Raw genomic sequence first — 26066 nt, forward strand, 5'->3', positions numbered from 1 at the left:
GCCGGGCCGCCTGGCCCGGCACGTTCCGATCCGCGGCGGACGTCCAGCCGCGGGGTCGTGAGTCAACTGCGGGATGCACGCCTGCGGGCGGGTGTCGTGTCCGCGCGGCCGCTGGGGATGACCCGGCGCCCGACACCCGCCTGCGACGTACTCGTCAATCCGGCCAGACACGCTCCGGATGCAGGGCCTGCGCCGGCGTGGGGCGCGGTGCAGCCACGGGCTGCGGCGCGGCCACGGGTTGCGACGTCGTCACGGCTTGCGACGACGTCACGGGCGCGTGCGCCGGTATCTCGCCGCGCGCGGCCGTCGTGTCGTCGACGTCCGGCTTCTGCTGGGTCTTCATCTTGCGCACGCCTGCGGCGAGCTTTCCCGATGCCTTGTTCATGAGCGCAGTACCTCCTTGATGATTGCTTCCACATCGGCCGCCGCGGCTGCACCGCGGTGGCCCAGTGCATACACGCTGCCGCCTTCGAGCGCCGCGCTGCGGAAGGCGGCGCGACGCGTCAGTCCGTTCGCGAGCGCAGGCAGGCCGAATTCCGCGAGCGCCTGCTGCATCGCCCCCGACAGCGCATTGCGCCGGTCGAGCTGATTGACGACCAGATACGCGCGCAGCCGCGTGTTGCGTCGCTGCGTGTCGCGCACCGCGTCGGCCATGTCGACGCTCGCCCACAGATCCAGCGGCGACGGCTGGACCGGGATCAGCACCACGTCGACCGCGTGCATGACGGCGTCGAGCGCGCCCGACTGCAGATGCGGCGGGCAGTCGACCAGCACGTAGCGGTGCGTGCGCGCCGCCTCGCCGATCACGGCTTCGACCGCTGCCGCACCGACCGTGCGTACCTGCGGCAGGTCGTCGGGCTGGCCGGCGAGCCGCGCCCACTGTCCGGCCGAACCCTGCGGGTCGGCGTCGACGAGCGCGGTCGCCGCGCGCCGATGGAACCCTGCGGCGAGATTCACCGCGAGCGTCGTCTTGCCGGTGCCGCCCTTCTGGTTCGCCAGCGCGATGCGCAAGGCGGGCATCGTCAGGGCGTGCCTGCGACCAGGCTGTCGATCTGCTGGGCCAGGGCGACCAGGTCGGGGCCGACCTTCTTGCCGTCGGCGTCGAGCGTGACGCTGACGTAGGTCTTGCCGAAGCTCAGGTTCGGGTAGTGCTGCGCGGCTTCGGCGAGCTCGGCGACGCCGTCGAGGAAGCGCCGCGTTTCGCTGTAGGTCTCGAACTCGAAACGCCGGCTCAGCATCGGCGGCAGGTCCTGTCGCTGCCAGTGCGGGATCGGGTTGTTGTCGTCAGGCATAACGTTTCTCCTTGCGCACCAGATCGGCTTCCATGCGGTCGAGTTCCTGCAGATGTTCCAGTTCGTCGTTGAGGATCTTCCGGAACAGCGCGTGATGGACGTCGTCGCGCACCCGCGCGCTATACGCCGCCGCTTCCTCATACAAGCGCACCGCCTCGACCTCGAGCACACGATCGATCGCGAGCATCTCCTCGAGGCTGCGCCCGAGCCGCACCGGCGGCAACTGCATCGCGTTCGGCGCCGTGCCGAGCTTCAGCAGGGCGTCGGTCAGGCTCGCGACGTGACCGAGCTCCTCGATGACGTCCTGGTGGAAATGGCTGCAGTAATCGGCCAGTTTCCACAGGTCGCACAGCCGCGACTGGGCCATGTACTGCTGCACCGCAGCGAGCTCGTGCGCCAATGCCCGATTGAGATACCCCAGTAGTCGTGGATCCATCGCCTGTCCTCGCTCTCGCCCGTCAGGAGTTGACGCAGGCCACCTCGCCGTCGCGCCCGCCGCCGCCTGCATCAGCCTCGGTCGGCAGGATGCCTTCGACTTCGTTGTGCACGCGGGCGATGATGTGGGCGGCGACGAGGCCGTCGCCCACGCGCTCGCAGGCATCCGCACCGGCACGCACCGCTGCGTTGACCGCGCCGGTCTCGCCGCGCACGAGCACGGTGACGTAGCCGCCGCCGACGAACTGGCGGCCGATCAGGCGCACTTCGGCCGCCTTGGTCATGGCGTCCGCCGCCTCGATGGCGGGCACCAGACCGCGGGTTTCGATCATGCCGAGAGCGATGCCGGTGGCGGTACCTGTCACGCTCGACCGCTGCGCTTCAACTACCATGTCCATGGCCGTGCCCTCGTCAGGCCGCGGCGGCTTCGGCCGTCGGCAGGATGTTTTCGACCTCGCTGTGCACGCGAGCGATGATGTGGGCGGCGACCAGGCCGTCACCCACACGCTCGCACGCATCCGCACCGGCGCGCACCGCCGCGTTGACCGCGCCAGTCTCGCCGCGCACGAGCACGGTGACGTAGCCGCCGCCGACGAACTGGCGGCCGATCAGGCGCACTTCAGCCGCCTTGGTCATCGCGTCCGCCGCTTCGATCGCGGGAACCAGCCCGCGGGTTTCGATCATGCCGAGGGCAATGCCCGTCATTCCAGTAGCCATTTTGCTATCTCCTATTACAAGTTGCGTTCACCCGGTCAGGCCGCGGCTGCGGTCGGCAGGATGTTTTCGACTTCGTTGTGCACGCGGGCGATGATGTGGGCGGCGACCAGGCCGTCACCCACGCGCTCGCAAGCGTCCGCACCGGCACGCACCGCAGCGTTGACCGCACCGGTCTCGCCGCGCACGAGCACGGTGACGTAACCGCCGCCGACGAACTGGCGACCGATCAGGCGCACTTCAGCCGCTTTGGTCATGGCGTCGGCGGCTTCGATCGCCGGCACCAGACCACGCGTTTCAATCATTCCAAGGGCGATGCCCGTCATTGCGTTTGCCATGATGTTTCTCCTTTACACGTTAATGAAACTGCCTTCGTTGCCTCGTGGTGCCCATCCACCACATCCCACTGATCGATGATCCCGAGGATCGTCAAATCGGTAAGAATCCTGTAATCGCCGGCGCCGTAGCGAGCGGCCGAGCCGCCGGCGGTGAATACCCATTTGCCTTCCGGCACGCCGACCGGGTCGACAGCCACGGCGAGCACGCCTTTCTGGTCGGCCAGTACGCGCAGCGACGCGCTGTACAGGCCGGGGATGCGCCGGGTGCAGACCAGATCCGACATCACGCGCATGATTTCCATCAGTGCTGCTCCTGCCAGTGATCGATGATGCCGATGATCGTCAGATCGCTCGGAAAGTCCTTCGCGCCGGCCGCCTCGCGCGCCGCCGAACTGCCGACGCAGATGACCCAGTCGCCCGGAATGCAGCCGACCGCGTCGACCGCGACGCTGCGCGTGCCGCCAGCCTTCTCGCGCACGACCAGCAGCGGACGGTGGCCCATTTCGCGCACGCGGTTGGTCGAGACCAGGGTTTTTTCCACTTGCATGATCTTCATTGCTTCACCTCAATGACCCTGCGAGTTGCCATCGCAATCCGTCACCGCTTCGTGCGCGCTGCCCGGGCCCTTGCCCTGCACGGTCATGCCGCAATAGAGCAGGCCTTCCTTGGCCAGATGCGGGTAGCGCGTCTCGATCGCGGCCTTGACCCGGCGGCAGCGCGCGACCGCGCGCTCGCGCGAACCGGGCACCTGTGCGTCGTAGCGATAATGGATCGCGATCGGAATCGGCAGCCCGCGCGCCACGTTGAGACCGCTGAAAATCTTGACGCCGACGTCCATGTCCGCCGCGCCCTCCTCGATCGTGTGCAGGTGACCGAAGTAGGCGAGGTTGCGCAGGAAGACCTCGTCGAAGCCGTCGCCGATGTTGATGAAACGTTCGGCGTGGCCGATGTCGGCATAGCGGCCGTTGTGCTGCGCGCAGACGTAGTCGATCTGCGACAGGTTGTTCGTCAGCAGCCGTTCGATCAGCCGGCGCATGCCCGACTCGGGTGCGCTGCGGCCGTGTTCGCGCGCGGCTTCGTCGATCGCGGTGTCGAGCCGCCAGCGCGCCTCCGAGGCGGCCATGCCCGCGGTCTGGCGATAAACGGCGAGATTGTCGACCGCGCAGTCGGTGCGCATCGCGCCGTCGGCGTCGGGCACGTGAACCCGGATCGCGTCGGTGTCGGTGTCGACGCCGATCAGCAGCGTCGCGACCGAAGCCCCGCAGCAGAAGCCGTTCTCGATCGCGGTGCGGAATGCGGCCAGGCGATCGAGCGCAGCCTGGGCCGCGCGCGTGTCGTCACTGCCGTGCGCGGCGCAGCCCTCGTGTTCGGGATCCGAGCTGCTGAAGTGGTAGACCGCGATCTTGAGGTAGCGGGTACCGGCGTCAGACGTCGTCGGCACGCCCTCGCGGAAGCGGCGCAGTTCGGTCTCGGTCCAGTGCTTGACGTTGAGCTCGACGTCGAACAGCGCGCCGGCATACGACTTGCGGCGGTGCACGGCCTGGTGCGGCAGGCGCAGCACGAACTGAAGCAGACCCTTGAGACGGCCGTCGGCGCAGGAACTGATGTCGACCTCGTGAAACCCGCATTCGATGAAGAAGCGTTCGACGGCCTGCGCTTCGGCGTGCCCGTCCCAGCGCGCCGTGAAGTCGCGCGCCAGCCAGTGGTAGGTCTGCAGCACGCTGTGACCGTAGAGCGCGCGCATGTCGAGCGTGGTGATCCAGGCGTCGGCGAGCACCGCTTCAGGCAGCGTGAAACCGAGGCGCTCGCCCGCGATCTGCTGGGCGCGCTGCTCGAAACCGGCTTCATGCTGCAGCCCGGCGATCTCCTTGAGCGTCGGCACGATCGCATCGAAACGTTCGCGCACCGTGCGCTCGTATTCGGCGAGCTCGGCATTGCGCACGGCGTCGATGAGCGGGTGGGCCTGCGGTGCGCACGCGCTGCTCACGCATTCGCCACCGCGCGCCTCCATCCCGGGCGGGCAGAAGCTCGCGCGCTGCGGCCAGCTCGGCAGCGATTGCGCAGCCGGCGCGGTGCGCATCGCCATGCCGACTGGAGCCGGCCGGCGCGCACCCATCGCTTCGAGACGTTGACGCGTATTCATGCCTGATTACCCTGGTCCGCCCTGCTCAGCCGCGCGCGCCACCGGAGACGGTGATCGTCGCCCCGGCGCTCGCGTTGCCGGCGCTACCGGTGATGCGGCTGGCCGGAGGCGCCGGCGTCTCGACATCGCGGAACGCGCGCGCACCCACGCCGTTGCCGCGCGCATCGCCGCGCTGCGTCGGATTGCGGCGCGTCGCCGGGCCTTCGGTACCGGTCACGCGGCCACCGCGATCCCAAGCGTCGCCGGTGATGCGGCGCTCGCGCCCTTCGCCGGTGATGCGATCGGGCGCCGCTTCGGCGACGGGCTCCGGTGCGGCGGGCACAGGCGCTGCCGGGACCGGCGCGGGGCCGGCTTCGTCGCGGTAGCGGAATTCGGGCGTGCCGGAGACGAGGCCGGTCGCACGGGTCAGCGGACCGGTGACGCGGCCGCCGACACCGTAGGCGCTACCGGTGACACGCCGCGCTTCGCTCGAGGCCGCGGCGCGCGCCGGCGACATGACGGAGAAGTCGCCGGTGCGGTTGCCGCCCTGGCCCGCGTCCATCGCGTTGCCGGTGATCGACGCCGGCGCCTGCGTGCCTTCGGGGCCGCGGCTGCGGTAGGCCCGCGCCATCGGCGCACCGCCGCAGACAGCCGCCGCCTGACCTTCGCCGAGGTAGGGCGTGCCGCTGACGGGCTGACAGGTGCCGCGCTCGTTGCCGGTCATCTTCGCGTCCGGCCCCGGCTGGATGCCGGTCAGATCGGCGTTGCGGCTGAGGCGGGCGCGGTTGATCGCTTCCGCCGCGGTGCGCGCCGCGCAGAACTCGGCGTACTGCTCGGCGCCGATGTAGGAGGTCCCGGTTACCGGCTTGCACGTGCCGTGCTCGTCGCCGGTCACGCGCGCCGCCCGGCCGACCTGCGTGCCGGACACGTCCTGGCCCGCGAAGGTGCGCGAGACGCCGACCTTGGCCGGTGACTGGTAGGGTTCGGTGCGGCAGAAGGAAACGAATTCTTCGGTATTGACGTAGTCGGAACCCGTCACACGCGCGCAGGCGCCCGGCTCATCGCCGGAAAGTTTCGACGAGCGTCCCGGTAGGGTTCCGCTCACCGTTGCGCCAGCCCCCGTGCGACGGGTTTCCACCTTTTTTGGGCCGCGGCCCTCAGTGGTGCTGCGTGCCGAGCCGTCGGCGTAGGCGCTGCCCGTGATCGAGCGCGCCGCGCCGGCTTCGCCGCCGGTCACATTCACGTTGCGCGCGAGGTCGCTGCCGGACACGGCATTGCGCGCTGCGGTCATGCCCATCACCGCTTTTTCGGGGCGCGGCTCGGGCGTGGTGCCGCAGAACTCGCCGGCCTGCTCGGCGGCGAGGTATTCGGTGCCGGTCACGCGCTTGCAGGTGCCGGTCTCGTCGCCGGTCACGCGGGTGCTGCGGCCGACTTCGGTTCCGGTCACGCGACGGCCGCGGCTCGTGCTGGTCTGGCCGACTTTGGCCGGCGCCGGCTCGGGCAGCGTGCCGCAGAATTCGCCGAACTGCTCGGCGCCGACGTATTCGGTGCCGGTGACGGTGCGGCAGGTGCCCGACTCGTTGCCGGTCACGCGCGTGGTGCGCTCGACCTGGTTTCCGGTCACCGTGCTGCCGGCGAGCGTCGTGCCGGTCTGGACCTTCGGCGGCTCGGGCTTGACGCGGCCGCAGGGACGGCACGGCGGTGCATCGCCGCGGCCTTTCTGCGACTGCTCGATGCGACGCTTGCGCACGGCCGAGATCGGGGCCGGCGCCACGGGAGCGGCGGCGGGGCGCGCTTCCTCGACGCGGGCGGCAAAGGTTTCGCCGTGCTGGCAGCCGCAGCTCGCGGCGGGCGCTGCCGAGGCAGCGGGGGTCGACGCCGGCGGGGTGGCTCGCGCAGCGAGGCGGGCTTCGGTGGCGCTCCGGGGCTTGGCAGCCTGGCCGCTCTGGAGCGCGCTCTTCCCATGGATGGAGAGCGCGCGCCGGCGGGCGAGGGCCGCTTCGCGGCCGCTGAGCCGTTCACCGGTCGCAGTTGCAGTCGCTTCACTCATAATCTCGTTTCCTTATGCATCAGCGGTTGATCATTAGGTGCTGGCGTCGGGCTTGAATGGCCTATCGCCCTTGTTGTCACTATAAAGAGCTCGTTACATAATAAAAAATGAATAATATTTATTATTGCCATTCACTATCGTGAATGGATCGACATCAAGGAAAGGGCTTCCATGAACGTGACATTTCGCCAGCTGCGCCTGCTCGAAGCGGTGGCGCGGCACTCCAGCTTCACCCGCGCCTCCGAGGAGCTGCACCTGACGCAGCCGGCGGTCTCCACCCAGATCAAGCAGCTCGAGGAGGAGATCGGCATGCCGCTGTTCGAGCAGATGGGCAAGAAGATCTTCCTCACCGAGGCCGGCAAGGAGGTCTACGCCTTCAGCCGCAATTTGGCGCAGCAGTTCCGCGACATCGAATCCGTGCTCGACGACATGAAAGGCGTCAAGCGCGGCACGCTGTCGCTCACCGTCACGAGCACCGGCAAGTATTTCGCGCCCTACCTGCTCGCGGCCTTCCTCAAGCGCTATCCCGGCACCCAGGTTCATCTCGAGGTCACCAACCGCGAGGAGGTCGTCCAGCAGCTGCACGACAACACCCCCGACATGGCGATCATGGGCACGCCGCCGGAGCACATCGAACTGCATTCGCAGGCCTTCATGCAGAACCCGCTCGTCATCATCGCGCCGCCGGACCATCCGCTGGTCGGCGTGTCGCGCGTGCCGCTCAGCCGGCTGGTCGAGGAAAACTTCATCCTGCGCGAGCGCGGCTCCGGCACGCGCAACGCGGTCGAGCGCTTCTTCGAGCAGCGCGGCATCAAGCTCAACACATCGATGGAAATGAGCCGCAACGAGGCGATCAAGCACGCGGTGATGGCCGGTCTGGGCCTCGGCATCGTGTCGCTGCACACGCTCGAATTCGAGCTCGCGCTGAGCCGCATCGCGCTGCTCAGCGTCGAGAGCTTCCCGATCATGAAGGAGTGGTACCTCGTCCATCGCAACGGCAAGCGCATGTCGCCGATCGCGCAGGCCTTCCACCAGTTCGTGCTCAACGAGGCCGACCGCATCATGAAGCTGCCGCAGCCGAAGCCGGTGACACGCTCGCGCCGGCGCGTGACGCGCTCGTAACGGGTTTCCAACGGCGGCGCAGGAACCTCTGAAAAACGTCGCGAGCACGCCCGGAGGCTGACGGGAGCGCAACTGTACGCCGAGTACACGGAGCATCACAGGCAGTCAGGCGGGCGCAGTCGTTTTGCAAGGGTTCCTCAGCTCTTGAACTTCACCAGGCGGCTGACCTGGATGTCCGAGATGAACATCACGCCGGTGTGGGTGCCAAAGAACGGCGAGAAGCCCTCGAGGATCGGCTCGACGAGTTCGGCCGGCACGGCGACGATGATCATGATCAGCACCGCGTCCTCGTTGAACATGAGGTGGCCTTCGTGGAAGCCATGGCGGCCCTTGCCGGAGAGATTGCCGACGATGGTGTAGCCGGTCACCCCGGCGCGATCGAGCAGGTCGGTGGCGAATTCCTGGTGTGCGCCCTCGAGGATGATCTCGATCTTCTTGAGCGGGCTGAGGTTGAGGCTGGTCACAGCACGGTCTCCTTTTCTTCGACGGCTTCGCTGACGGCATCGTGCGGATACTGCCGCCAGCCGCCGTCCTCGAATACGTAGGCAAAACGGGTTTCGGGGTCCACCACGGCCATGCGCAGCCAGCCGTTGTGCATGAGATTCTTGACCTTCACGACGCCCTCGACCGCGGCCCGGGCGTGCGCGAAAGGCGCCTCGATCACGGTCAACAGGCGTAGCGGCTCGTGATACGGCGCGCTGTCCTTGAGCACGGTCTGCGCCGGCAGTCCGGTGCGCAGGTCGGAGAGGTTTCCGGTCATCACGCCGAAGCGGCCGGCGATGTTGTGATAGACCTTGCTGCCGCTGCCGTAGTGCGCGTTGTCGACGGCCGAGAAATAGTGCTCCATGTTGATCCACTGGCCGACCACGAGCGGGCCCGCGAGGATGTTCTCGAGCAGGCGTCCCCTGGGATCGCAGCGGTAGTCGTAGGAATGCAGGAACACACGGCCCTCAAGGTCGAGCCCCCCGGTCGCGTCGCGGCGGCCGATGACGAAGGCGGCGTTGCGAGCCAGACCCCATTCCGGGCGCACCTGCGACCAGTCCAGGGCGTTGCGGCGCGCCAGGCGATAGGCGCCCGCCGAGTCGCCGTTTTCATCGGCGTCGCCCGGGGTGTCCTGCAGCGTGCGCATGCGCTCGGCCGCGCACAGATGCGAGGCCGCCTGCAGGCCGTTGATCAGGCGCTCGGTATAGACGAGATGGCTCGGCGGCAGCAGATCGAGGTCGTAAAGGCGCAGCTCATCGGTCGTCGTGTTGTGGAAGGCCGGGACGAACCAGGTGTCGTCGGCAATGACGATGCCCTGCTCGCGCAGGCGCGCACGCACGGCCGTCTTGTTGGCGATCTGCGCCAGCACGCGGGCGTTGGTGATGCCGTGATTGCCGCCGCAGGCGCCGCAGTCGAGCGCGGATTCGTAGGGATTGTTCTCCGAGGTGCTGCCGTGCCCGGTGAGCAGGACGAAGCGCGAGAAGCCCGAGACGAGGCCGATCGAGCGCAGTGCCTGGCCGACGAAATGCACCTGCTCGTCGAGCGTGAAGCCGATGCGTCCGAGGCGCTCGAGCTGGAGCCGGGCGTAGCCCCGGTCGATGCGGTAGACCTGCCGCAGCCGTTCGACGAAGCCGGTTTCGGCGTCGCAGTCGAGCTCGAAGCGCTGCGCGAAGCCGGCGGCCTGGGCCTGGTTGCCGAGCGCAGTTTCGCGCAGTTCGCGGATCATCTCGTCGGTCAGCAACTCGCGCGGGATGCCGAGTTCGCGGCGCACCGCCTTCACGATCAGCGCGCGCTGCAGCGATCGGATGATCGACTCGGCCTGCTCGCGCGACAGCTTGTCGAGGAGCAGGCGGGTGTCAGGCTTGTCCGGGTGCAGCCGCTCGCGCCAGCGGCTGTAGGCGAGCGGCGCGAGGCTCTTGCCGAACATGTCGAGGCCGAACAGCAGGCCGATCGCTTCGACCGTGATGAAGGGCGACAGCACCGAGGCCTTCAGCTCGTGGAACACCTGCTCGAGCGTCGAGACGAAGGCCTCGTCGTCGGCGTTGCGCGTGATCGCGAGTTCGAGCACGACGTTCTTCGGCGTCGCGACGACCGGGCAGAGATGCGTCTCACTGCCCTTCTCGAGGCCGATGAAACTCACCGGCACGCCGAAGAAGCCGGCGATGCCGAAGGTCTGATAACTGCCGAGCTTTTCGAGATGGCGGCGAATGCGCTCCGAGCGCACGTCGATGCAGAACATCACCTGCGCGAACGGCCGCTTCTCGGGCGGCGCCGGCGGGGCGAGGTCGAGGCAGGGCAGCAAGCGGCCCATGTAGTGCGCTTCGCGGGCAGCGAGCCACATGCGCCCCTCTTCGTCCTCGAAGCGGGCGAGCAGCGCGGTCAGGCGCGCGAGGTCGTCCGGCGCGAGCCGCTGCAAGGCGGCGCCCATCCCGGCGCGCTCGGCGAGCCGAGTCAGGGACTGGGCGTGACGGCGCGCCTCGATTTCGCGCTTGCGCTCGAGATAGCGCGGCAGTAGCCGCGCGGTGCGCGCCGGCCTGCGCGCAGCGATCGCGTCCTCGACCGCGTGCGCCATCTCTGGCAGCACCCGCCCGCCATGGAATTCGCGGCACAGATAGGCTTCGGCCGGATTCGATTCGACGCGGCGCGCGAGTTCGGCGAGGTTGGCCGGCGTGCCCGCGCGCGCCGCGTGCTCGCGCAGCAACGCGAGACCGAGCACGAGCCGGATCGCGAGGTAGTCGACGAGGTCGGCCGGGTAGCGGCGCGTCCAGTGGTAGTGCTTGGCGCCCGAACGCCAGCGGATGAACCCGGCCCAGCCATGCAGCCGCGTCAGCTCGCAGGTGAAGTGGTTCATCCAGTCGTCCTCGGGCACGCCGAGTTCGCCCATGACGTGGCTGATGATGCCTTCGGGCGTGTCGTCGACGGCGAGGATGCGCTTGATGTGCAGGCCGCGGATGAAGAGGCGCAGATTGCGCCGCGCGACCGCGCTCCAGGCCCTGAACAGACCCTGCTCGCGGCCGGGCATCTGCCAGACCGACTGGCCCTCGTCGAAGAAATCGAGGCAACTCTTGATCACCAGTTCGTCGAGCGTCGCGCCGATCTCGGTGCCGAACAGCAGATCGAGCATGGCGTAGAGCGGCCGCCCGGGCGGCATGTCGCTGCCGACCTGGGCCGCCAGCGCCCCGCTCGGGATCTCGCGCGCCGGCAGCGCGGCGCCCCTGAGCACGGCGTGGACGTCGGCCGCGTCGGCGAGCGTGGGCGGCGCACCGAGCGGCGTTTCGACGTCGGTCAGGAGCGTCAGGAGCAGGCGCTCCAGGTCGAGGCCGGCGACCTCGGGCTGGTCCGCGCAAAAGCGCGCGACCTGCGCCGCGAGCACCGTGGCGTCGACCCGGCCGGCGGCGAGGTAGGCCTGCTGGCGCGCGCGCGGCAGGAAGCCGTGGGCACGGAACAGCCGCTCGCCCATCGCGACGGCCTGCTCGAACGGCAGATGCTCGAGGCCGTAGAGCGGATTGTGGTGGATGAAGGTGCGCATCGGCCAGAAATACGGGATCGGTTCGCCCGCAACATGGACCAGAGCACGAATCTTGAGGCGCCGCCCGAGTGCCAGCGTCATCGCCAGCCTCCTGTCAGCACCAGACCGGCCACCGCGAGGCCGCCCAGCGCACCGGCGTAGACCAGCGTCGACACGCGACCGATATCGGCGGGCGAGGCGCTCTGCGCCGGGCCGAAGAGGAAGCCCTGCAGCAACCGCGTCGCGGCCCAACCCCAGACCAGCCAGATCACGAGCACGCCCGCCGCACCCGCCCCGTCCAGACCGTGCAGCACCTGCAGGAGCGCGAAGAAGCCCGGAAACGGCGGCGTCGCCACCGCCGCCAGCACGCTCAGCGCGAGCACGCCCGAGAGTCGCGGTAGACCGCCGAGGAGGCCGCCCTGCAGCCCGGCGTAGGCGGCACCGAAACGACGGTTCAAGGGCCGCGCGAGCACCGCCATCAGCGCGGTGGGCAGGCTGAAACCGAGGACGAAGGCGTGCAGCGCGGTCGCGTCGCCGCCCGCGAGCACCCACGCCAGCGCGAGCGCCGACGTGGCGAGGAAACCCGCCCAGCGGCCCATGTCGCGCACGGTCAGCAGGCGCAAGGCATAGAAGGCCGAGGTCGCCAGCGCCCACGGCAACAGGTAGGACGGGAGCTCCTGCGGCGCGCGCTGCAGCAGCGCGACGCCGAGCTGGGGCCAGACCAGCAGCAGCGCGCCGCGTGCGAGCGGATCGTGCAGGCGCGCGAGCGCGGCGTTCAGCACGATGCTCGCCGGGAAGAGCGGCAGGAACAGCGCAATGATCGCGAGCGTCGTCATGTCACACCCACCTGAACCAGACGTTGAGACGCCTCGACAAGGCCAGCACGGCCTGCGTGAGCCAGGCGTAGACGTCGGCGACGTAGAACTCGCGCGACAGCAGCGAATACAGCGCGAGGCGCAGCGGCGAGGCGGGGCCGCTGCGCGCACCGCCGTTGGCCGTCGCGTAATAGGTGGCGAGCCATCCACCGACGACCGCGGCGGTGAGGATTGCGGCGAGGACCTCGAAGGTGCCGAGCGGGATGCTCGCGGCGGCGTAGAGGCGATCGCTGAAGCCGCGGTCGGGGTAGAGGAAGACGTCGAAGGCGTGGCCGATCCAGGTGTAGCCGGCGACGACGATGACGAGCGACAGGATGATCATCGCCATCATTCGCCAAGGGCTGCCCGCGCGCAGGCGGTAGGTCACGAACAGCAGCTGCGCCCCGGTGACCCAGCCGAAGAACAGCAGGATGATCGCGCCCTGGCGTCCGACGAAGTCGTCGTCGACGAGCCAATGCGAGAGGCCGAGGATGGCGAAGGGCACGACGACGGTCAGCGCGGCCGCAGCGACCCAGGGCAGCCGGTACGCGACCGGCTTGCGTTCGACGACGAAGGTGTAGACGTCGTCGTGCGGCACGCCGTCGTCCTTGCGCGCGTTGCCGATCACGCTGCCGGCGCCGAGGAAGAGCGTGCCCTTGAACAGGCCGTGCGCGATGAGATGGTAGATCGCGAGCGAAAACGCGCCGACGCCGGCCTCGACGAACATGAAGCCCATCTGCCCCATGGTCGAATAGCCGAGCGACTTCTTGATGTCGTTCTGCATCAGCATCAAGACCGAGCCGAGGATGGCGGTGACGAGGCCGACCGCGAACACCAGGTGCAGCACCTCGCCCGCGTGCACGAACACCGGCGCGAAGCGGTTGAGGATGAAGCCGCCGGCGTTGACGATGCCGGCGTGCATCAGCGCCGACACCGGCGTCGGCCCTTCCATCGTGTAGGGCAGCCAGGTGTGCAGCGGAAACTGCGCCGAGCGCGCGAACGCGGCGAGTGCGACGAGCAGCGCGACGACGGTCTCGAGCGGCATCCCCAGCACGACGTGCGCGCCGGGGGCGGCGGTGATGCTGTCGAAGAGCTCCGGCAGCGAGGTCGTGCCGTAGGCCCGGTAGAGCAGAACCGCGGCGAGGATCAGCGGCAAATCGCCGAGCCGATAGGTGAAAAACGACCAGAAGGCATAACGCTGGGCCGCCGGCCGCACCGTGTCGTGAGCGAGCAGGAAGTAGAGCAAGACGCCGATCAGGTGCCAGGCGACGAGCAAGGTCACGAGGTCGCCCGCCGCGACCATCAGCAGGATCGCCGCCGTCATCAGGTCGAGCAGGACGTAGAAGCGCGCGTAGCCGGGCTCCTCGGCCATGTAGCGCACGGCGTAGACGTGCACGACGAAACTGATGCCGGCGACCATCAGCGTCATCAGGCTGGCGAGCGGATCGAGGTAAAGACTGCCCCAGGCGCGCTCCAGCGCGTACCAGCGCGGTTCCCCTTCGAGCAGATAGGCACCGAGCGAGACCGCGGCAAGCAGAAAGGTCAGCGCCGCGAAGCCGACGCTCACCCGCGCTGTCGCACGGCGTGCCCGGTGAGCGAAAAGCGCGATGGTCAGGGCCGAGAGCAAGGGCAGAACCGGGAGCAATATGCTCAGCTTGTCCACTGCGTGATCCCTCCCCGTTCAAGAATCGCCTGGCGGCCGCAAGTGAACGAGCGCCAAAACCATAATGAAAATGTGGCAATTGCTTCGCCCACGCTGCGCCTGGCTTATCGACTCTGCGGGCGCAAACGTCGACAGTCCGCACGGACGCGGCCTTTGCTGCAATCCTAGTGGCGCGTACCCATAGACAACAGTCGTAATTTTTTATAGGAACGATAAACGAGAACGTATGAGAGACACTGGGAGGCCGCGCTGGTCCCATGCAGGCGAGCCGCGCGTTGCGCCGCCGCGTCCGCTGCGTCTAGAATCACGGCGTCGGGGTACCGGTTCCCGGCATCCGGGTTCCGCCCGCAAGACGTGTCACGTCCAAGCCTGGTTTTATCCACTCTCGGCTGGAGAACGACTCTTGGACACTGCGCGAACGCTTCCTTTTCCCCCGCCCGCCCCCGTGAAGCTCGGAAGCGCGCTCCGCTACTGGCTCAAGCTCGGCTTCGTCAGCTTCGGCGGCCCGGCCGGGCAGATCGCGATGATGCATCACGAGCTCGTCGAGAAACGGCGCTGGATTTCCGAGCACCGCTACCTGCATGCGCTCAACTACTGCATGTTGCTGCCGGGACCCGAGGCCACGCAGCTCGCGATCTATGTCAGCTGGCTCCTGCACGGCACCCTCGGCGGTGTCCTCGCGGGCGTGCTGTTCGTGCTGCCGGGCTTCCTGCTGCTCGCGCTCCTCGCCGCGCTCTATCTCGCCTGGGGCGAGGTGACGCTGGTGCAGGGGCTTTTTTACGGCATCCGGCCGGCCGTCGTCGCGGTCGTGCTGTTCGCGGCCTGGCGCATCGGCAGCCGCGCGCTCAAGAACGAAGTGCTCTGGGGCATGGCCGCGCTCGCGTTCATTGGCATCTTCGTCTTCGACATCGGCTTTCCCTGGATCGTCCTCGCCGCGGCACTGCTCGGTGCGCTCGGCGGCAAGTTCGCGCCGCATAAGTTCAGGACGGGCGGCGGGCATGGCGCCGGCCACAAGGCATACGGCGCGGCGCTGATCGACGACGATACGCCACCGCCCGCGCACGCGCGATTCGCCTGGCGCCGCCTGCTCGCGACCAGCGGCGTCTTCGTGCTGATCTGGCTCGGCGCGATGCTGGCCCTGCGTGGTCTGCCCGAGCTGCAGCACATGGGCGACTTCTTTACCGGCGCGGCCTTCCTCACGATCGGCGGCGCCTACGCCGTGCTGCCCTATGTCTACGAAGGCGCGGTCGAACAGTTCGGCTGGCTGAGCGGGGTGCAGATGATGGACGGCCTCGCGCTCGGCGAGACGACGCCGGGGCCGCTCATCATGGTCGTCACCTGGGTCGGCTATCTGGGCGGCGTGAGCAAGGAGATTCTTGCCGACCCGGTCGCCGCCGGGTTTGCCGGCGCGGCCGTCGCAACTTTTTTCACCTTCCTGCCGTCCTTCTTTTTCATCCTCGCCGGCGCCCCGCTGGTCGAGGCGACGCGCGGCGAGCTCAGGTTCACGGCGCCGCTCACCGGAATCACCGCCGCGGTCGTCGGCGTCATCGTCAATCTGGCGGTATTCTTTGCATGGCACAGCTTCTGGCCGCAGGGAAGCGCGGACGCGCCGTTCAGGGGTGATTTCGAGTGGTTTTCGGTCATCGTCGCGGTCGTCGCCTTTGTCGCGCTGTGGAAATACCGCGCCGACATCGTCAAGGTCATCGGCGCCTGCGCCCTCGTCGGGCTGGCGTATTCGTCATATATGTGAGGACAGCATGGAACCCAAGATCATTCAGCCGCCGAAACGCTGTGGCTGTGCAAACCCCAGTGAGAAATGCGAGGAACTCGCGCGCACAATCCGGCCCGGGAAAGTCGACCCCGACGCGGTGCTGGTATTCGACGTGCGGCGCGAGGCCGACTACGCGGCGTCGAACGAGACCATTCCGGGCGCGCTATGGAAGAACCCCGACAAGATCGACGCCTGGATCGGGGCCGTGCCGCGCACGCTCGACGTCGTGATCTATTGCGTGCGCGGCGGTGCGGTATCCAACGCCGTCGTCGACCGGCTTCACGCGGCCGGCGTCAAGGCGCGCTACATCGAAGGCGGCCTCGAGGCCTACAAGGCCGCGGGCGGCAAGGTCGCGCGCAAGTAAGGCCCGGCAAAAAGTAGTTGACCAGTTTACTAGGTTATTCTATTGTTCGCGCTCGCTATTTTTGGAGAGAGAGCGGAATCATGGAACGTGAAATCAACGGCAAGATGGTCGAAACCGACCCGGAAGGCTATCTGGTCAATCTCGAAGACTGGTCGGAGGAGCTGGCCATCGAACTGGCCAAGGAAGACAAGCTGGAGCTCGGCGAGAACCACTGGAAGGTCATCCACTACATGCGCGACCAGTTCGCGCAGAACGGCACCGCGCCCAACCTGCGTTTCCTGCAGAAGGGCCTGAAGGAAGAATTCGGCAACGAATGGGGCGACAAGAAATTCCTTTTCGACCTCTTCCCCTTCGGCCCGGCGAAGCAGGCCGGACGCTACGCCGGAACGCCGAAGCCGACCGGCTGCGTGTGAGCAAGGCAGCGAGCACCGTCTGAAAAAGCCCCGCTGCGCGGGGCTTTTTCATTGCGGCCGCGCTCCCGCGTCGTCCGGCGCGCCGGCAAGCGCGTCGACGGGCGACTCGAAGGCGATGAACAGCACGCAGGCGTCCCGGCCCTTGCAGGTTGCCGCGTGCGGGGCCCGCGCGGGTCCGTAGGCATAGGTGCCGGGCTTGAGCACGACGGGTTCATGGCCGTCGTAACGGACATGGAGTTCGCCGGCGACCAGCACCATGCGCTCGGCCGAGGTGTGCCAGTGACGCGGAATCTCACTGTTGCCCGGGACCTTGAAGAAAACGTCGGCGTTGGCCTGCGCGGGGTCGCCGTGGAGAACCGCGATCGCGCAGCCCTTGGGCATGAAATCGGGACACCCGCCCCACTTCAGCCGCGTGTCGGTCGACGGCCGCGCAAGCGGAGCCTCCGCCGCAAGCACGTCCGCCGCACCGCTGGTCAGCAGCCCGACCAACACGATCAGCGCCGACAGTCGGCGCACAGCCCTCGTCCCACCCATGTCTCTGCTCCTCGGTTGTGCCGGCGCGGGGATTCGCGGGCCAATGCCAGCTTAGACGAGCGCCGGCACGTTTCAATGACGGCTGCAGCGTCGACCCGGGTGTCCGCGGCCTTACGCGCTGCGAAACATGAAATACACCGCGCCGACGAGACACAGTGCGGCCCACAGGAAATCCCACTTCAGTTCGACCTTCATGTAGAGCACGGCAAACGGGACGAAGACCGAAAGCGCGATGACTTCCTGCATGATCTTCAGTTGCGGCAGGCTCATCACGGTGAACCCGATCCGGTTGGCGGGAACCTGCAGCAGGTACTCGAAAGCCGCGATGCCCCAACTGGCGAAGGCGGCGACGATCCACGGCTGGTTGTTCATGTCCTTCAGGTGCGCGTACCACGCGAAAGTCATGAACACGTTGGACAGCGTGAGCAGGATCAGGGTCTGCAGGGAAGCGGGCATGGTCGTCTCCGATGGCGCGCGCCATTGTAGGGGCGGCGCGCAGTAAAATGCCGCCTTTCGCATCGCAAGGACCGGCATGATGAGCGCGCCTGAGGTAGGGGTGGTGATGGGATCTTCCAGCGACTGGGAGGTGATGAAGCATGCGGCGATTCTGCTCAAGCAGCTCGGCATCCACTTCGAAACCAAGGTGGTGTCGGCGCACCGTACCCCCGACCTGCTCTACGAATACGCGGCGAGCGCCGAGGCGCGCGGCATCAAGGCGATCATCGCGGGCGCGGGCGGCGCGGCGCACCTGCCGGGCATGATCGCGGCGAAGACGATCGTTCCGGTGCTCGGCGTGCCGGTGCCGTCGAAATATCTCAAGGGCGTCGATTCGCTGCTCTCGATCGTGCAGATGCCGCGCGGCATCCCGGTCGCGACCTTCGCGATCGGCGAGGCCGGCGCCGCCAACGCCGCGCTCTTCGCGGCGGCGCTGATCGCGCGCGCCGACCCCGGCCTCGCGGCGCAGCTCAACGAATTCCGCCGCGGCCAGTCCGATTCGGTGCTCGCGATGGAGCTGCCCGATGTCGAATGAGGCGCAGCCGACGATGACTGCCCTGCCGATCCTGCCGGGTGCGACGCTCGGCATCCTGGGAGGCGGTCAACTCGGCCGCATGTTCACGATCGCCGCACGCACCATGGGCTACAAGGTCATGGTGCTCGATCCTGACTTCGCGAGTCCGGCCGGGCAGATGGCCGACGTCCACCTGCAGGCCGACTACACCGACCACGGCGCCCTGCGCCAGCTCGGCGCGGCCTGCGCCGCGGTGACGACCGAATTCGAGAACGTACCGGCACAAAGCCTGATAGAACTCGCGAACCATTGCCGGGTCTCGCCCGGTGCCGCCGCAGTCGCGATCGCGCAGGACCGCAGCCACGAGAAATCCTGGCTCGCGCAGAACGGTTTCGCGACGGCGCCCTTCGCGCTGGTGTACAGCGAAGGCGACCTCGATGCGGCGCTCGCCGAGGTCGGCACCCCCGCGCTGCTCAAGGTCGCGCGCTTCGGCTACGACGGCAAGGGACAGGCGCGCGTCACCGACCGCGACGGCGCGCGCGCGGCTTTCGCCGAATTCGGTGCCCAGCCCTGCGTGCTCGAAGGCTTCGTCAAGCTCGAAGGCGAGCTATCGGTCGTCCTCGCGCGCGACGACGCGGGGCATTGCGCGACCTTCCCCGTCGCCGAAAACCGCCACGAGCAGGGCATCCTCGACGTCTCGATCGTCCCCGCCCGTGTCGCCGATTCGCTCGCCGATGCCGCGCGCACGATGGCGCAAGACATCGCAGGAAAACTCGCCTACGTCGGCGTCATGGCGGTCGAGTTCTTCGTCGTCGACGGTCGCCTGCTCGTCAACGAGATCGCCCCGCGCCCGCACAACTCGGGGCATTACACGCTCGACGCCTGCGTCACCGACCAGTTCGAGCAGCAGGTGCGCGCGCTATGCGGCCTGCCGCTCGGCGACACGCGCCTGCTCTCGCCGGTCGCGATGGTCAACATACTCGGCGACCGCTGGCACGACGGCGGGCCGCACTGGTCGGCGCTGCTCGCGCATCCGGCGATCAAGCTGCATCTGTACGGCAAGGAGACCGCGCGCCCCGGCCGCAAGATGGGGCACTTCAACGTGCTCGACACGGACGTCGAGGCAGCGCTGAAACTCGCCGAAGCGATGCGCGATGCGCTCTAGCCGGGTGTTGCGGCAGGCGGGCGGAGTCGCCTTCGCACTACTCCTGGCTGGCGCCGCCGACGCGGGCGGCGATTCGGCAACGCTGCGCGTCGGTCCCCACGTCTTCGAGGTCGAGGTCGCGGCGACGCCGCGCGCGCGCCAGCGCGGGCTCATGGGCCGCACCCACCTCGCCGCCGACCGCGGCATGCTGTTCGTCTTCGAACAGCCGGGCCGGCATTGTTTCTGGATGCGCGACACGCCACTGCCGCTGTCGATCGCGTTCATCGACGCGGCCGGGCGCATCGCGAACCTGGCCGACATGGCGCCGCGCAGCGAGACGCCGCATTGCCCCAAGCGCGAGGTGCGCTACGCGCTCGAAGTCCGCCAGGGCGAATTCCGACGTCGCGGCATCCAGCCGCAAATGCGAGTCGACGGCCTGCCACGCTGACGCCGTTCAGGGCGCGATGGCCTGAATCTGCAGTTCGATCATGTTGCCCGCCTCGTCCTGCCTGAGCAGACGCACGGGCAGATAGTGGCGGTCGATCGCGAGCCACGCCTCGAAACGCCCGTCGGCCTCGCCGACCCGTTCGAGGTGCAGCGTGCGCAGCGGGCCGAGCGCCGTGTCGAGCACGACCTCACCGCGCGATGCATAGCGGTATTCGCGCAGCTTCTTGCCGTTGAACACGGTGTAGCTCAATGGGCCGCCGCTTGCCGGGACGTCGAGCGCGAGCTGGAAAAACAGGCTCAGCGCGTCCTGCGGCGACGTGCTGTAGCTGAAGTGGCGCGGGGCGCCGCGCACCGGCAGCAGGGTCAGCTGCTGCGCATCGAAGCGCGCGCTGCTGCGCCTGTCACCGCGCTGATCCCAGAATTCCTCGGGCTGCAGGCCTTGCGCGGTCAGCCGCCCCCGGCTCATCTGCACGAACCGGCCACGGTAGAAGATGCCGGCCAAGCCGCTCGCCTCGGCGACGCTCGACAGGGTGTAGCGCTCGCCTTCGTTGACCCACAGCAGGCTCTGCTTCCCCGAGGCGATCCCGTAGCGCACGTCGAAACGCAGTTCGAGCCGCGACGGCAGGACACGCGCGGCCAGGGCCGGGGCCGTCTGGGCTTCCGGGGGCGGCGGTGCGGAAGTCTCGTCGGGCACGGCCACGTCCGGCAGCGTCGCGTGCCGGGCGGTCTCGTCGAGCGCGGGCGCGGCGGAAGGCGGCACCGCGAAGGCCTCGTCGTTGACGCTCTCGGCAGCCGCGATCTCCTCAGCCGCGGGCGCGGCGCGCTCGACAGGCGGACGGCTGACCTCGGGCGCTGGCACCGGCGGCGCGGGAACGACCGATGCAGACACGACGCGGGCGGCGGGCGCCGCAGGCGGCGCCACACTGCGCAGTTCGACTTCGAGCGCAGGCAGCGGCGGCGGAGCTTGCCACGGCGAATGCGTCACGCCGACCGTGCCCACCAGACTCGCGTGCAGCAGCAGCGAGCCGGCCAGCGCGAGCCCGGCGCGCACGCGCGAGCGGATCATCCTAGCCCTTGACGTTCGCGCTCACGAGCCGCTGCTCGAGCGTGACACCGTCTTCCGTCACGCGGATCTGGATCGGCAGATTGGCGCGCCCGGGCGCGACCCAGACCGTGATCGCCTTCTCGTCGGGCTTTCGCGTGATGCGCTGGTATTGCTGGGTCGCCAGGGCGCCGAGGGGGGTTTCGAGCGTCTCGCCGGGCTTGCGCAGATAGCGGTACTCGTTGAGGTCGCGCCCGCTCACGACCTGCAGCCGGTAGTCGGCCGCCATGCGCGGGGCGAACATGAATTGATAGAGCTGCGACAACTGGTCCTGCGCGCCGCTGCGCAGGCCGTCGACCTGCCGCGATTCCCCCTTGTAGCGGTAGGCGATGCGGTGCTGCTTCCAGTCGAGACGCGCGGTCGCGAGCTTGTGCGGCGCGTCGCTGCGCGCGTGTTCGAACTTCTCGGGGCGCAAACCCTGGCGCGTCACCGTCCCCGTGCTTTCGAGCCGGATCGTGCCGGGCCACAGGATCTGCAGCGCGCCGCGGGCGCGGGTCTCGCTCGTCAGCGTGTAGCGGTCGCCACTGCGGGTGAAGGTGTCGGTGACCTCGCCGAGCTTCTGGCCATTCCGATAAAGATCGTAGACGAGGCTCATCTGCTGCGGCGGCGCGGCGTGGACGGCGGCGGTGAGGAGGCTCGCGACAAACAGAAACGCTTTGATCATGGTCAACTCCGGCAATGGCAGGGATGCGTACGCTGCCGGGCGCAGATCACGCCTTCTGGTCTGCGCTCGCCAACACGGACTGTGACGCCGGATCGCCGCGCAAGTTTACGCGCCCGTCCTCGATCGCGAGCCGTCCCTCGGCGAACCAGCGGACGGCCTCGGGGTAGATGCGATGCTCCTGCTGCAATACGCGCGCGCCGAGGATCTCCGGTGTGTCGTCGGCGCGCACCGGCACCGCGGCCTGGATCACGATCGGCCCGTGGTCGAGATCGGCCGTGACGAAATGCACCGTGCAGCCGTGCACCTTGACGCCTTCGGCGAGCGCGCGCTCGTGCGTTTTCAGGCCCGGGAACATCGGCAGCAGCGAGGGATGGATGTTGAGCAGCCGGCCTTCGAAGCGGGCGATGAAGGCCGGGCTCAGGATGCGCATGTAGCCCGCGAGCACGACGAGGGCGGGGCGGTGGCGCTCGATTTCCTCGGCCAGCAGGCGATCGAAGCTTTCGCGGTCGGCATGCGCACGGTGGTCGAGCGCGCAGACCGCAATGCCGCGGTCACGCGCGTAGGCGAGCCCCGCGGCGTCGGGGCGGTTGCTGATGACGGCCGCGATCGTGATCGGCAGTCCGGCCTCGGCGATCGCGCGGAAGTTGCTGCCGCGCCCCGACAACAGGACGACGACGCGGCAACTCACGAATACAGGACCTGCTCCGCCCCGGCGGGCCGCGCCACGATCTCGCCGATCTGCCACACGGTTTCGCCGCTCGCCTGCAGGTGCGCGACCGCGGACTGCGCGTCGGCGGCTGCAACGACGACACACATGCCGATGCCGCAGTTGAAGGTGCGCAGCATTTCGCCGGGCTCGACGTTGCCGGCCTGCTGCAGCCAGTCGAAGAGCGGCGGGCGCGTCCAGCTGCTCGCGTCGATGCGCGCAGCGACGCCGTCGGGAAGGCAGCGCGGCAGGTTGCCGGTGATGCCGCCGCCGGTGATGTGCGCCATGCCCTTGACCGCGAGCGCCTGCATCAGGCTCAGGAGCGGTTTCACGTAAATGCGCGTCGGGGCCATCACGGCGTCGGCGAACGGTCGGCCGTGGAAATCGGAATCGAGGGCGATGCCGCTCAGTTCGATCAGCTTGCGGACCAGCGAATAGCCGTTGGAGTGGGCGCCGGACGAGGCAAGGCCGAGCACCACGTCGCCGGCTGCGACCGCCTGGCCGCCGATGACCTTGGACTTCTCGACGACGCCGACGGCGAAGCCGGCGAGGTCGTATTCACCGTCGGCGTACATGCCGGGCATCTCGGCCGTCTCGCCGCCGATCAGCGCGCAGCCGGCCTGCTCGCAGCCGGTGGCGATGCCGCTGATGACCGCTTCCGCGGTATCGAGCGCGAGTTTGCCGGTGGCGAAATAGTCGAGGAAGAACAAGGGCTCGGCGCCCTGCACGAGAATGTCGTTGACGCTCATCGCGACGAGATCGATGCCGATCGTGTCGTGGCGGTTCAGTTCGAACGCGAGCTTGAGCTTGGTGCCGACGCCGTCCGTGCCGGAGACCAGCACGGGCTCCTGGTATTTCCTCGAAATCTCGACCAGGGCGCCGAATCCGCCGATGCCGGCGAGCACTTCCGGACGCATCGTGCGTTTGGCGAGCGGCTTGATGCGCTCGACCAGCGCGTCGCCCGCGTCGATGTCGACGCCGGCATCTTTGTAGGAAATGGATGACAACGTGGGCTCCAGCTGCAAAAAAGTGCGTTATTTTACCGCCTATGAATACGATCCGCCCGCTCAACATTCCCTGGCTGGCCCTCGGCGCAACGCTGCTCGTCGCCGGCCTGCTGATCTATCTGCTCGGGCCGATTCTGACGCCTTTCCTCGCGGGCGCCCTGCTCGCCTACATCTTCGACCCGCTCGTCGACCGGCTCGAGGCACGCCGCATCCCGCGCGCCGCCGGCACGGCCATCGTCATCGTGCTCGCGGGACTCATCCTGTTCGGCCTCCTGCTCGTCGCGCTGCCGCTCTTCCAGGGGCAGTTCGCCGAATTGAGCCAGCGCGTCCCCGCAGGGCTGGACCTGCTGCAGACGCGCTTCCTGCCCTGGGTCGAGCGGACTTTCGGGATCGCGGTCAGCCCCCATCTCGACGGACTCAAGGCCTGGCTCACCGAGAAGGCGACGCAGCAGGGGGCGAACTGGCTGCCGCGGCTGCAGACCGGCGCGCTCGCGATCATCGGCGCGCTGGTCAACCTGCTGCTCATTCCCGTCGTCATGTTTTATCTGCTGAAGGACTGGGACGTCATCGTCGGACGCGTCGCCGCGCTCGCGCCGCGTCCCTGGCTGCCGGCGGCGCGGCGCATCGGCAGCGCGATGAACGCGGTGGTCGGAGAATTCCTGCGCGGCCAGCTCGCGGTCATGATCACGCTCTCGGTCTATTACAGCGTGGCGCTGTGGGCGGTCGGGCTCGATTACGCGCTGCCGATCGGCGTTCTGACCGGCGTGCTGTCCTTCGTGCCCTTCCTCGGCTTCGGCCTCGGCATGGTCCTCGCGCTGCTGGTCGCGCTGCTGCAGTACCCGGACTGGGTCGGCGTCGCCTGGGTCGCCGGGGTCTATCTCGCCGGGCAGGCGCTCGAAAGCTACGTCGTCACCCCGCGCCTGGTCGGCGAGCGCGTCGGCCTGCATCCGGTCGCGGTGATCTTTGCGCTCGCAGCCTTCGGCCAGTTGTTCGGCTTCGTCGGCGTCCTGCTCGCGGTGCCGCTCGCCGCGACCCTGCTCGTCGGATTGCGCGAATTGCGCGCCGTCTACCAGGCCAGTAGCTTCTACCGCGGCGGCTATAATCCCGGCTTTTCCGGTTCCGCCATGCCCGCCATGTCCGCCCCCCTCTCCGGCCAGCCCCTGTTCGAATCGCATATCGCCTCGCTGCCGCTCATCCACCGCGGCAAGGTGCGCGACATCTACGCGGTGGGCGACGACAAGCTGCTGATCGTCACGACCGACCGCCTGTCGGCGTTCGACGTCGTCATGCCGACGCCGATCCCGGGCAAGGGTGAGGTGCTGACGCGGGTCTCGGCGTTCTGGTTCGACAAGCTGCGGGCCGTCGTTCCGAACCAGACGCTCGCGATTGCGCCGGAAGCCGTGGTCGCGGAAGACGAAAAAGACCAGGTCGCGGGGCGCGCGATCGTGGTGCAAAAGCTCAAGGCGCTGCCGATCGAGGCGATCGTGCGCGGCTACCTCGTGGGTTCAGGATGGAAGGAATACCAGCGGAGCCAGTCGGTCTGCGGCATCGCGCTGCCCGCCGGCCTCATGCAGGCCGACCGCCTGCCCGAGCCGATCTTCACGCCGTCGACCAAGGCGGCGCTCGGCGCGCACGACGAAAACATCGCGTTCGAACAGATGGCCGAGCGCATCGGCGCCGAGCTCGCCGCCCAGGTGCGCGACGTCAGCCTTGCGCTCTACCAGGCGGCCGCCGAGTACGCGCGCACGCGCGGCATCATCATCGCCGACACCAAATTCGAATTCGGCCTCGACGCGGCAGGCCAGCTGATGTGGATCGACGAGGCACTGACCCCGGATTCGTCGCGCTTCTGGCCCGCCGACCAGTACCGTCCGGGCAGCAATCCCCCGAGCTTCGACAAACAGTTCGTGCGCGACTGGCTCGAAGCGAGCGGATGGAACAAGCAAGCCCCGGGGCCGGCGCTGCCGGCCGACATCGTCGCGCGGACGAGCGAGAAATACCGCGAGGCGATGGTCCGCCTGCTCGGCGACGCTATTTGAGCGTCGCGTCGAGGAATTCGGCGACCGCCGCGACCATCGCCGCTTCGTGGCCGCTGAAGAAATGGTCGCTGCGCGGCACGACGACCTGCCGCGACGCCTTGTTCGCGAGGCTCTGCTTGCGTTTGGCGGCGTTTCCGAGCACCGGCGGCAGGTCGTTCTCGCCGTAGAGGTCGAGGATCGGCAGCCGCACGGCCGCGTAGTCGTCGTCGGGAATCCCGAGGCTCGCCCAGGCCTTGACCGCCGGGTCCGGTTTGCCGGCGAAATACACCTGGCTCATGCGCGACCCCATGCTGTGCGACACGATCGCGATCTCACCGTAGCCCTTCGCCTTGAGGAAGGCGACCGCCTCGGCGATGCGCTCGGCCGCTTCGGGAAAGGTCGGCGGGTAGGCCTCGGCCTTGGCATCGGCCGCGAGAACCGGCATCTGGATCGACAGCGATGCGAAGCCGCGATCGGCCAGGTCGGTGCGCAGCGTGCCGATCAGGCCCCAGTCCGGATGAATGCCGAGGCCGTGGACGACGACGACGGCTTTGCCGCTGTCGCTCGGCGTGAACAGGGCGAGAAACTTGCGATGGCCGCGCGGCGTCTGCAGATAGACCGGATCGCCGACGACCAGACCGGGGAGGATTTCGTCGGCCCATTTCTTCTCGCGGGCGTAGTCGGCGACCTCAGACCCGGCAACCGCCTGGGCGGTGACGAGTGCGGCCCAGAGCAGAACGGCCGCGCGTAGCAGGTTTTTCTTCATGTCGGTCCCTCGTAGCGTTAAAGTTCACAATCAGGTTTTCC

30 protein-coding genes and 1 pseudogene are annotated in these 26066 nt (G+C 68.3%); 9 read left to right on the top strand and 22 right to left on the bottom strand.

Annotated features, from left to right (window positions below; translation table 11 throughout):
* Positions 1–154 precede the first annotated feature (154 nt).
* Genes TBD_RS13250 through TBD_RS13300 form a run of 11 tightly spaced genes read right to left on the bottom strand, consistent with a single transcriptional unit; the run spans position 155 to position 6951 of the window.
* The gene (locus tag TBD_RS13250) at positions 155–385 is read right to left on the bottom strand and encodes a hypothetical protein (protein ID WP_041432788.1); all 231 of its coding nucleotides are present in this window, start codon (positions 383–385) and stop codon (positions 155–157) included.
* Positions 382–1020, bottom strand: coding sequence for a ParA family partition ATPase (gene parA / locus TBD_RS13255; protein ID WP_011313153.1), 639 nt, complete (start codon positions 1018–1020; stop codon positions 382–384). Before parA ends, TBD_RS13250 begins: the two co-directional genes overlap by 4 nt.
* 2 nt (positions 1021–1022) lie before the next feature.
* Positions 1023–1292, bottom strand: a complete 270-nt coding sequence (locus TBD_RS13260; protein ID WP_011313154.1) for a 4a-hydroxytetrahydrobiopterin dehydratase — start codon at positions 1290–1292, stop codon at positions 1023–1025.
* Positions 1285–1728 carry a ferritin-like domain-containing protein gene (locus TBD_RS13265; protein ID WP_011313155.1) on the bottom strand — a complete coding sequence of 148 codons (444 nt, stop codon included), beginning with the start codon at positions 1726–1728 and terminating at the stop codon, positions 1285–1287. Before TBD_RS13265 ends, TBD_RS13260 begins: the two co-directional genes overlap by 8 nt.
* A gap of 22 nt (positions 1729–1750) precedes the next feature.
* Positions 1751–2125: a BMC domain-containing protein gene (locus tag TBD_RS13270; protein WP_011313156.1), complete on the bottom strand. Its 375-nt coding sequence runs from the start codon at positions 2123–2125 to the stop codon at positions 1751–1753.
* Between the two features lie 13 nt (positions 2126–2138).
* A complete protein-coding gene (locus TBD_RS13275) occupies positions 2139–2444 on the bottom strand; it encodes a BMC domain-containing protein (protein WP_011313157.1) in 306 nt (101 codons plus the stop codon).
* A 35-nt stretch (positions 2445–2479) separates the two neighbouring features.
* Positions 2480–2779, bottom strand: a complete 300-nt coding sequence (locus TBD_RS13280) for a BMC domain-containing protein (protein WP_011313158.1) — start codon at positions 2777–2779, stop codon at positions 2480–2482.
* Positions 2764–3081, bottom strand: coding sequence for a carboxysome peptide B (locus TBD_RS13285; RefSeq protein WP_011313159.1), 318 nt, complete (start codon positions 3079–3081; stop codon positions 2764–2766). The genes TBD_RS13280 and TBD_RS13285 overlap by 16 nt, the downstream gene beginning before the upstream one ends.
* Positions 3081–3335: a carboxysome peptide A gene (locus TBD_RS13290; protein ID WP_011313160.1), complete on the bottom strand. Its 255-nt coding sequence runs from the start codon at positions 3333–3335 to the stop codon at positions 3081–3083. The genes TBD_RS13285 and TBD_RS13290 overlap by 1 nt, the downstream gene beginning before the upstream one ends.
* A 9-nt stretch (positions 3336–3344) precedes the next feature.
* Entirely contained in the window at positions 3345–4922 is a 1578-nt protein-coding gene (locus TBD_RS13295; RefSeq protein ID WP_011313161.1) for a carboxysome shell carbonic anhydrase, read from the bottom strand.
* 25 nt (positions 4923–4947) lie between these two features.
* The gene (locus tag TBD_RS13300) at positions 4948–6951 is read right to left on the bottom strand and encodes a CsoS2 family carboxysome shell protein (RefSeq protein WP_011313162.1); all 2004 of its coding nucleotides are present in this window, start codon (positions 6949–6951) and stop codon (positions 4948–4950) included.
* Positions 6952–7122: 171 nt separating this feature from the next.
* Between TBD_RS13300 and TBD_RS13305 the strand changes: the two genes are divergently transcribed.
* On the top strand, positions 7123–8073 hold the full coding sequence (locus TBD_RS13305; RefSeq protein ID WP_011313163.1) for a LysR family transcriptional regulator: 951 nt from the start codon (positions 7123–7125) through the stop codon (positions 8071–8073).
* A gap of 137 nt (positions 8074–8210) precedes the next feature.
* Here TBD_RS13305 and TBD_RS13310 read toward each other — a convergent pair whose 3' ends face one another.
* The 4 genes from TBD_RS13310 to TBD_RS13325 are packed head-to-tail and all read right to left on the bottom strand — an operon-like array spanning position 8211 to position 14080.
* Positions 8211–8537, bottom strand: coding sequence for a P-II family nitrogen regulator (locus TBD_RS13310; RefSeq protein ID WP_011313164.1), 327 nt, complete (start codon positions 8535–8537; stop codon positions 8211–8213).
* Entirely contained in the window at positions 8534–11665 is a 3132-nt protein-coding gene (locus tag TBD_RS13315; RefSeq protein ID WP_011313165.1) for a DUF2309 domain-containing protein, read from the bottom strand. The genes TBD_RS13310 and TBD_RS13315 overlap by 4 nt, the downstream gene beginning before the upstream one ends.
* Positions 11662–12399: a hypothetical protein gene (locus tag TBD_RS13320; RefSeq protein ID WP_011313166.1), complete on the bottom strand. Its 738-nt coding sequence runs from the start codon at positions 12397–12399 to the stop codon at positions 11662–11664. Before TBD_RS13320 ends, TBD_RS13315 begins: the two co-directional genes overlap by 4 nt.
* A 1-nt stretch (position 12400) precedes the next feature.
* Positions 12401–14080 carry an NADH-quinone oxidoreductase subunit 5 family protein gene (locus tag TBD_RS13325; RefSeq protein ID WP_011313167.1) on the bottom strand — a complete coding sequence of 560 codons (1680 nt, stop codon included), beginning with the start codon at positions 14078–14080 and terminating at the stop codon, positions 12401–12403.
* Positions 14081–14306: 226 nt separating this feature from the next.
* Here TBD_RS13325 and chrA point away from each other — a divergent pair, with 226 nt between their 5' ends.
* The 3 genes from chrA to TBD_RS13340 all read left to right on the top strand — a co-directional run bounded on the left by chrA (position 14307) and on the right by TBD_RS13340 (position 16628).
* Entirely contained in the window at positions 14307–15830 is a 1524-nt protein-coding gene (gene chrA / locus TBD_RS13330) for a chromate efflux transporter (RefSeq protein ID WP_011313168.1), read from the top strand.
* Between the two features lie 7 nt (positions 15831–15837).
* On the top strand, positions 15838–16215 hold the full coding sequence (locus TBD_RS13335) for a rhodanese-like domain-containing protein (RefSeq protein WP_011313169.1): 378 nt from the start codon (positions 15838–15840) through the stop codon (positions 16213–16215).
* Positions 16216–16295: 80 nt separating this feature from the next.
* Complete coding sequence (locus TBD_RS13340; RefSeq protein ID WP_011313170.1) at positions 16296–16628, top strand: TusE/DsrC/DsvC family sulfur relay protein; 333 nt, start codon at positions 16296–16298, stop codon at positions 16626–16628.
* 48 nt (positions 16629–16676) lie between these two features.
* Here TBD_RS13340 and TBD_RS13345 read toward each other — a convergent pair whose 3' ends face one another.
* A complete protein-coding gene (locus TBD_RS13345) occupies positions 16677–17162 on the bottom strand; it encodes a cupin domain-containing protein (RefSeq protein WP_011313171.1) in 486 nt (161 codons plus the stop codon).
* Positions 17163–17273: 111 nt separating this feature from the next.
* A complete protein-coding gene (locus TBD_RS13350) occupies positions 17274–17618 on the bottom strand; it encodes a DMT family protein (protein WP_011313172.1) in 345 nt (114 codons plus the stop codon).
* Positions 17619–17694: 76 nt separating this feature from the next.
* Here TBD_RS13350 and purE point away from each other — a divergent pair, with 76 nt between their 5' ends.
* Genes purE through TBD_RS13365 form a run of 3 tightly spaced genes read left to right on the top strand, consistent with a single transcriptional unit; the run spans position 17695 to position 19763 of the window.
* The gene (purE, locus tag TBD_RS13355) at positions 17695–18192 is read left to right on the top strand and encodes a 5-(carboxyamino)imidazole ribonucleotide mutase (RefSeq protein ID WP_011313173.1); all 498 of its coding nucleotides are present in this window, start codon (positions 17695–17697) and stop codon (positions 18190–18192) included.
* Entirely contained in the window at positions 18182–19336 is a 1155-nt protein-coding gene (locus TBD_RS13360) for a 5-(carboxyamino)imidazole ribonucleotide synthase (RefSeq protein ID WP_011313174.1), read from the top strand. The genes purE and TBD_RS13360 overlap by 11 nt, the downstream gene beginning before the upstream one ends.
* On the top strand, positions 19326–19763 hold the full coding sequence (locus TBD_RS13365; RefSeq protein ID WP_011313175.1) for a DUF192 domain-containing protein: 438 nt from the start codon (positions 19326–19328) through the stop codon (positions 19761–19763). The genes TBD_RS13360 and TBD_RS13365 overlap by 11 nt, the downstream gene beginning before the upstream one ends.
* 6 nt (positions 19764–19769) lie before the next feature.
* Here the strand turns inward: TBD_RS13365 and TBD_RS13370 are convergent, their stop codons facing one another.
* Genes TBD_RS13370 through purM form a run of 4 tightly spaced genes read right to left on the bottom strand, consistent with a single transcriptional unit; the run spans position 19770 to position 23241 of the window.
* On the bottom strand, positions 19770–20828 hold the full coding sequence (locus TBD_RS13370) for a DUF3108 domain-containing protein (protein WP_011313176.1): 1059 nt from the start codon (positions 20826–20828) through the stop codon (positions 19770–19772).
* A 1-nt stretch (position 20829) separates the two neighbouring features.
* A complete protein-coding gene (locus tag TBD_RS13375; RefSeq protein ID WP_011313177.1) occupies positions 20830–21528 on the bottom strand; it encodes a DUF3108 domain-containing protein in 699 nt (232 codons plus the stop codon).
* A 46-nt stretch (positions 21529–21574) separates the two neighbouring features.
* Positions 21575–22216, bottom strand: coding sequence for a phosphoribosylglycinamide formyltransferase (gene purN / locus TBD_RS13380; protein ID WP_011313178.1), 642 nt, complete (start codon positions 22214–22216; stop codon positions 21575–21577).
* Positions 22213–23241 carry a phosphoribosylformylglycinamidine cyclo-ligase gene (gene purM / locus TBD_RS13385; RefSeq protein WP_187147198.1) on the bottom strand — a complete coding sequence of 343 codons (1029 nt, stop codon included), beginning with the start codon at positions 23239–23241 and terminating at the stop codon, positions 22213–22215. Before purM ends, purN begins: the two co-directional genes overlap by 4 nt.
* A gap of 41 nt (positions 23242–23282) precedes the next feature.
* Here purM and TBD_RS15190 point away from each other — a divergent pair.
* Positions 23283–24275, top strand: a pseudogene (locus tag TBD_RS15190) (AI-2E family transporter); the annotation flags it as partial.
* 99 nt (positions 24276–24374) lie between these two features.
* Positions 24375–25280 carry a phosphoribosylaminoimidazolesuccinocarboxamide synthase gene (locus TBD_RS15195; RefSeq protein ID WP_041433295.1) on the top strand — a complete coding sequence of 302 codons (906 nt, stop codon included), beginning with the start codon at positions 24375–24377 and terminating at the stop codon, positions 25278–25280.
* Here TBD_RS15195 and TBD_RS13395 read toward each other — a convergent pair.
* Positions 25273–26025, bottom strand: a complete 753-nt coding sequence (locus TBD_RS13395) for a DUF3530 family protein (RefSeq protein WP_011313181.1) — start codon at positions 26023–26025, stop codon at positions 25273–25275. The genes TBD_RS15195 and TBD_RS13395 overlap by 8 nt on opposite strands.
* Positions 26026–26066 lie beyond the last annotated feature (41 nt).

Origin of the sequence: Thiobacillus denitrificans ATCC 25259 (genome assembly GCF_000012745.1) — a bacterium.
Lineage (GTDB): Bacteria > Pseudomonadota > Gammaproteobacteria > Burkholderiales > Thiobacillaceae > Thiobacillus > Thiobacillus denitrificans_B.

Coding starts and splice junctions, on each gene's coding strand:
- TBD_RS13250 (WP_041432788.1), bottom strand. CDS start 385: ATGAACAAGGCATCGGGAAAGCTCGCCGCAGGCGTGCGCAAGATGAAG.
- parA (WP_011313153.1), bottom strand. CDS start 1,020: ATGCCCGCCTTGCGCATCGCGCTGGCGAACCAGAAGGGCGGCACCGGC.
- TBD_RS13260 (WP_011313154.1), bottom strand. CDS start 1,292: ATGCCTGACGACAACAACCCGATCCCGCACTGGCAGCGACAGGACCTG.
- TBD_RS13265 (WP_011313155.1), bottom strand. CDS start 1,728: ATGGATCCACGACTACTGGGGTATCTCAATCGGGCATTGGCGCACGAG.
- TBD_RS13270 (WP_011313156.1), bottom strand. CDS start 2,125: ATGGACATGGTAGTTGAAGCGCAGCGGTCGAGCGTGACAGGTACCGCC.
- TBD_RS13275 (WP_011313157.1), bottom strand. CDS start 2,444: ATGGCTACTGGAATGACGGGCATTGCCCTCGGCATGATCGAAACCCGC.
- TBD_RS13280 (WP_011313158.1), bottom strand. CDS start 2,779: ATGGCAAACGCAATGACGGGCATCGCCCTTGGAATGATTGAAACGCGT.
- TBD_RS13285 (WP_011313159.1), bottom strand. CDS start 3,081: ATGGAAATCATGCGCGTGATGTCGGATCTGGTCTGCACCCGGCGCATC.
- TBD_RS13290 (WP_011313160.1), bottom strand. CDS start 3,335: ATGAAGATCATGCAAGTGGAAAAAACCCTGGTCTCGACCAACCGCGTG.
- TBD_RS13295 (WP_011313161.1), bottom strand. CDS start 4,922: ATGAATACGCGTCAACGTCTCGAAGCGATGGGTGCGCGCCGGCCGGCT.
- TBD_RS13300 (WP_011313162.1), bottom strand. CDS start 6,951: ATGAGTGAAGCGACTGCAACTGCGACCGGTGAACGGCTCAGCGGCCGC.
- TBD_RS13305 (WP_011313163.1), top strand. CDS start 7,123: ATGAACGTGACATTTCGCCAGCTGCGCCTGCTCGAAGCGGTGGCGCGG.
- TBD_RS13315 (WP_011313165.1), bottom strand. CDS start 11,665: ATGACGCTGGCACTCGGGCGGCGCCTCAAGATTCGTGCTCTGGTCCAT.
- TBD_RS13320 (WP_011313166.1), bottom strand. CDS start 12,399: ATGACGACGCTCGCGATCATTGCGCTGTTCCTGCCGCTCTTCCCGGCG.
- chrA (WP_011313168.1), top strand. CDS start 14,307: ATGAGAGACACTGGGAGGCCGCGCTGGTCCCATGCAGGCGAGCCGCGC.
- TBD_RS13335 (WP_011313169.1), top strand. CDS start 15,838: ATGGAACCCAAGATCATTCAGCCGCCGAAACGCTGTGGCTGTGCAAAC.
- TBD_RS13340 (WP_011313170.1), top strand. CDS start 16,296: ATGGAACGTGAAATCAACGGCAAGATGGTCGAAACCGACCCGGAAGGC.
- TBD_RS13345 (WP_011313171.1), bottom strand. CDS start 17,162: ATGGGTGGGACGAGGGCTGTGCGCCGACTGTCGGCGCTGATCGTGTTG.
- TBD_RS13350 (WP_011313172.1), bottom strand. CDS start 17,618: ATGCCCGCTTCCCTGCAGACCCTGATCCTGCTCACGCTGTCCAACGTG.
- purE (WP_011313173.1), top strand. CDS start 17,695: ATGATGAGCGCGCCTGAGGTAGGGGTGGTGATGGGATCTTCCAGCGAC.
- TBD_RS13360 (WP_011313174.1), top strand. CDS start 18,182: ATGTCGAATGAGGCGCAGCCGACGATGACTGCCCTGCCGATCCTGCCG.
- TBD_RS13365 (WP_011313175.1), top strand. CDS start 19,326: ATGCGCTCTAGCCGGGTGTTGCGGCAGGCGGGCGGAGTCGCCTTCGCA.
- TBD_RS13370 (WP_011313176.1), bottom strand. CDS start 20,828: ATGATCCGCTCGCGCGTGCGCGCCGGGCTCGCGCTGGCCGGCTCGCTG.
- TBD_RS13375 (WP_011313177.1), bottom strand. CDS start 21,528: ATGATCAAAGCGTTTCTGTTTGTCGCGAGCCTCCTCACCGCCGCCGTC.
- TBD_RS15195 (WP_041433295.1), top strand. CDS start 24,375: ATGTCCGCCCCCCTCTCCGGCCAGCCCCTGTTCGAATCGCATATCGCC.
- TBD_RS13395 (WP_011313181.1), bottom strand. CDS start 26,025: ATGAAGAAAAACCTGCTACGCGCGGCCGTTCTGCTCTGGGCCGCACTC.